At 62.1% G+C, this 3,601-nt stretch carries 2 protein-coding genes; both read left to right on the top strand.

All coding sequences use genetic code 11. The annotated features are described in order from the left end of the window. On the top strand, positions 1-1,176 hold a 1,176-nt coding region (gene rlmD, locus ACXRVY_RS20315), incomplete at its 5' end, for a 23S rRNA (uracil(1939)-C(5))-methyltransferase RlmD (protein ID WP_458238086.1). A 121-nt stretch (positions 1,177-1,297) separates the two neighbouring features. After that, entirely contained in the window at positions 1,298-3,541 is a 2,244-nt protein-coding gene (relA, locus tag ACXRVY_RS20310) for a GTP diphosphokinase (RefSeq protein ID WP_458238085.1), read from the top strand. Positions 3,542-3,601: the final 60 nt, after the last annotated feature.

Below are 3,601 nucleotides of genomic sequence, written 5' to 3'. Positions count from 1 at the left end.
GTCGAGGCTCGCGTACTCGGTGCCCACGGCAAAGTGGTCGAGGCGCGGACCGAGCGGGTGTTCAACGCCAGCGAATTGCGCCGTCCGGCGCCGTGCGCCCATGCCGGCCGTTGCGRCGGCTGCAGCGTGCAGCATCTGCCCCACAACGAACAACTCGCCCTGAAACAGCGCATGCTCGCCGAGCAATTGTCCAAGGTCGCCGGTGTCGCGCCCGAGGAGTGGGCCGAACCATTGACCGGTCCGGAATTCGGCTACCGTCGTCGCGCCCGTGTGGCGGTGCGCTGGGACATCAAGGCGAAGAAACTCGAAGTCGGGTTCCGCGCCGCCGGCAGCCAGGACATCGTTGGCATCGATGATTGCCCGGTGCTGGTACAACCCTTGCAACCCATCATGACCCGCTTGCCGGAGATGCTGCGACGCTTGAGCAAACCTCAGGCACTCGGGCATGTGGAGTTGTTCAGCGGCTCGACCTTGGCGGTTTTGCTGCGGCACATGGCGCCGTTGTCCGACGCCGACCTGACGATCCTCAAGGATTTCTGCGCGTTCCACGAAGCCCAGTTGTGGCTGCATGGCGACGGTGAACCGCAGCCGGTCCAGGCCGATCAGTCCTTGGGCTATCGTCTTGAACAGTGGGGGCTGGAGCTGGCATACCGTCCCGGGGATTTCATCCAGGTCAACGCCGCAGTCAACGAAGCGATGGTCGCCCAGGCGCTGGACTGGTTGAAGCCGACCGCTGATGAGCGCGTACTCGATCTGTTCTGTGGCCTGGGCAACTTTGCCTTGCCACTGGCCAAGGCCGCTCGCGAAGTGGTGGCGGTCGAAGGTGTGCGGGTGATGGTCGATCGGGCAGCGGCGAATGCGGCTAGCAATAATCTGCATAACGCGAAGTTTTTTCACGCCGATTTATCCCAGCCTTTGACGGACGCCGAATGGGCCGCCGAAGGCTTTTGTGCGGTACTCTTGGACCCACCGCGTGACGGTGCTTTCGAGGTTGTTCACAAGCTCAAGACCCTGGGCGCCGAACGGTTGGTGTACGTGTCGTGCAACCCGGCCACTCTGGCGCGTGACACGGTCGAATTGATCAAGCAGGGCTACCGGTTAAAACGTGCCGGGATTCTCGATATGTTTCCTCAAACGGCGCATGTCGAGGCCATGGCGTTATTTGAAGCGAGCTAGGATGCTCGTCTGGTCCGACTGGCCCGCCCGTGCAGCCGCGCACCAGCCCGACGTGGGCGCATGGGTAACGAAGGTCAGCGAATTGACGCATTGAATCTGCGTCGTAGGGAAGGTAAGCAAGATGGTACAGGTGAGAGCACACCAGCCGATCAACACCGACGGCAGTATCAATCTCGAGGCTTGGCTCGATCACGCGGTGAGTGTCGATCTGGCACTGGATCGCGAAGCCTTGAAAGAGGCCTGCGAGTACGCTCGCGAGGCCGAACAACAAGCCAATGCGGCACAGAATCTGTGGTCGGAAGGGAACTCCACGTTTCGTACCGGCCTTGAGATCGCCGAGATTCTCGCCGATCTCAAACTCGATCAGGACTCACTGGTCGCCGCGGTCCTGTACCGGGGCGTGCGCGAAGGCCAGATCCCGTTGCCGGCAGTCAGCCAGCGTTTCGGCCCGGTGGTGGCCAAACTCATCGACGGYGTGCAACGCATGGCGGCGATCAGCGACAGCCTGAGTCCGCGCAAATCCTTGGTGATGGGCACCCAGGGCCAGGTGGAAAACCTGCGCAAGATGCTGGTGGCCATGGTCGACGACGTTCGCGTCGCCCTGATCAAACTGGCCGAGCGTACTTGCGCCATCCGTGCGGTGAAGACCGCCGACGACGAAAAACGCAACCGCGTCGCCCGTGAAGTCTTCGATATCTACGCGCCACTGGCCCATCGCCTGGGTATCGGTCACATCAAGTGGGAACTGGAGGATTTGTCCTTCCGTTACCTGGAGCCGGACCAGTACAAGCAGATCGCCAAGTTGCTCCACGAGCGGCGCCTGGATCGCGAGCGCTTCATCAGCGACGTGATGAGCCAGCTGAAAAACGAATTGCAGGCCACCGGCGTCGATGCCGACATCAGCGGCCGGGCCAAACACATCTATTCGATCTGGCGCAAAATGCAGCGCAAGGGCCTGGAGTTCAGCCAGATCTACGACGTTCGAGCCGTTCGCGTACTGGTACCGGAAATGCGCGACTGCTACACCGCGCTCGGCATCGTCCATACCCTGTGGCGGCACATTCCGAAAGAGTTCGACGACTACATCGCCAACCCCAAGGAAAACGGCTATCGATCGCTGCACACGGCGGTGATCGGGCCCGAGGGCAAGGTGCTGGAAGTGCAGATCCGCACCCATGCGATGCACGAAGAAGCCGAACTCGGTGTGTGCGCGCACTGGCGCTACAAGGGCACCGACGTCAAGTCCGGCTCCAATCACTACGAAGAGAAAATATCCTGGCTGCGTCAGGTGCTCGAATGGCACGAAGAGCTGGGCGACATCGGTGGCCTGGCGGAACAGCTGCGGGTCGATATCGAGCCCGACCGGGTCTACATCTTTACCCCGGACGGTCACGCCATCGACTTGCCGAAGGGTGCGACACCGCTGGACTTCGCCTACCGCGTACACACCGAAATCGGTCACAACTGCCGCGGCGCCAAGATCAACGGGCGCATCGTGCCGCTCAATTACAGCCTGCAAACCGGYGARCAGGTCGAGATCATCACCAGCAAGCACGGCACSCCGAGCCGCGACTGGCTGAACYCSAACCTGGGYTACRTCACCACRTCSCGGGCGCGGGCGAAGATYGTTCACTGGTTCAARTTGCAGGCCCGTGACCAGAACGTCGCGGCCGGTAAAACGCTGCTGGAGCGCGAGCTCAATCGCCTCGGTCTGCCCGCGGTGGATTTCGACAAGCTGGCCGACAAGGCCAACATGAAAACCGCCGAAGACCTGTTCGCCGCCCTCGGCGCCGGGGATCTGCGCCTGGCGCAACTGGTCAACCTGGCGCAGCAACTGGTCGAGCCGGAGCGAGGAAACGAACAGCTGGAACTGATTCCGCGCAAGGCCACCGGCTACAAACCGGGCAAGCGCGGCGATATCCAGATCCAGGGCGTCGGCAACCTGATGACCCAGATGGCCGGCTGCTGCCAGCCGTTGCCGGGCGATGCCATCGTCGGTTACATCACCGTGGGTCGCGGCGTGAGCATTCACCGTCAGGACTGCGCCTCGGTGCTGCAGCTGGCCGGGCGCGAGCCCGAGCGAATCATCCAGGTCAGCTGGGGGYCGGTACCGGTGCTCACCTATCCGGTGGACATCGTCATCCGCGCCTACGACCGTTCCGGTCTGCTGCGTGACGTCTCGCAGGTGCTGCTCAATGAGCGAATCAACGTGCTGGCGGTCAACACCCGCTCGAACAAGGAGGACAACACCGCGCTGATGTCCCTGACCATCGAGATTCCGGGGCTGGACGCATTGGGGCGGTTGCTGGGGCGGATTTCCCAGTTGCCGAACATCATCGAAACCCGGCGTAACCGTACGCCTTGATGGCATGTTTAGCGCCGATCCACTGTGGGAGCGAGCTTGCTCGCGATGACGGCTTAACAT

It is taken from the genome of Pseudomonas sp. P5_A2_2 (assembly GCF_054177685.1).
This window is presented reverse-complemented; position numbering and strand designations above follow the sequence as displayed.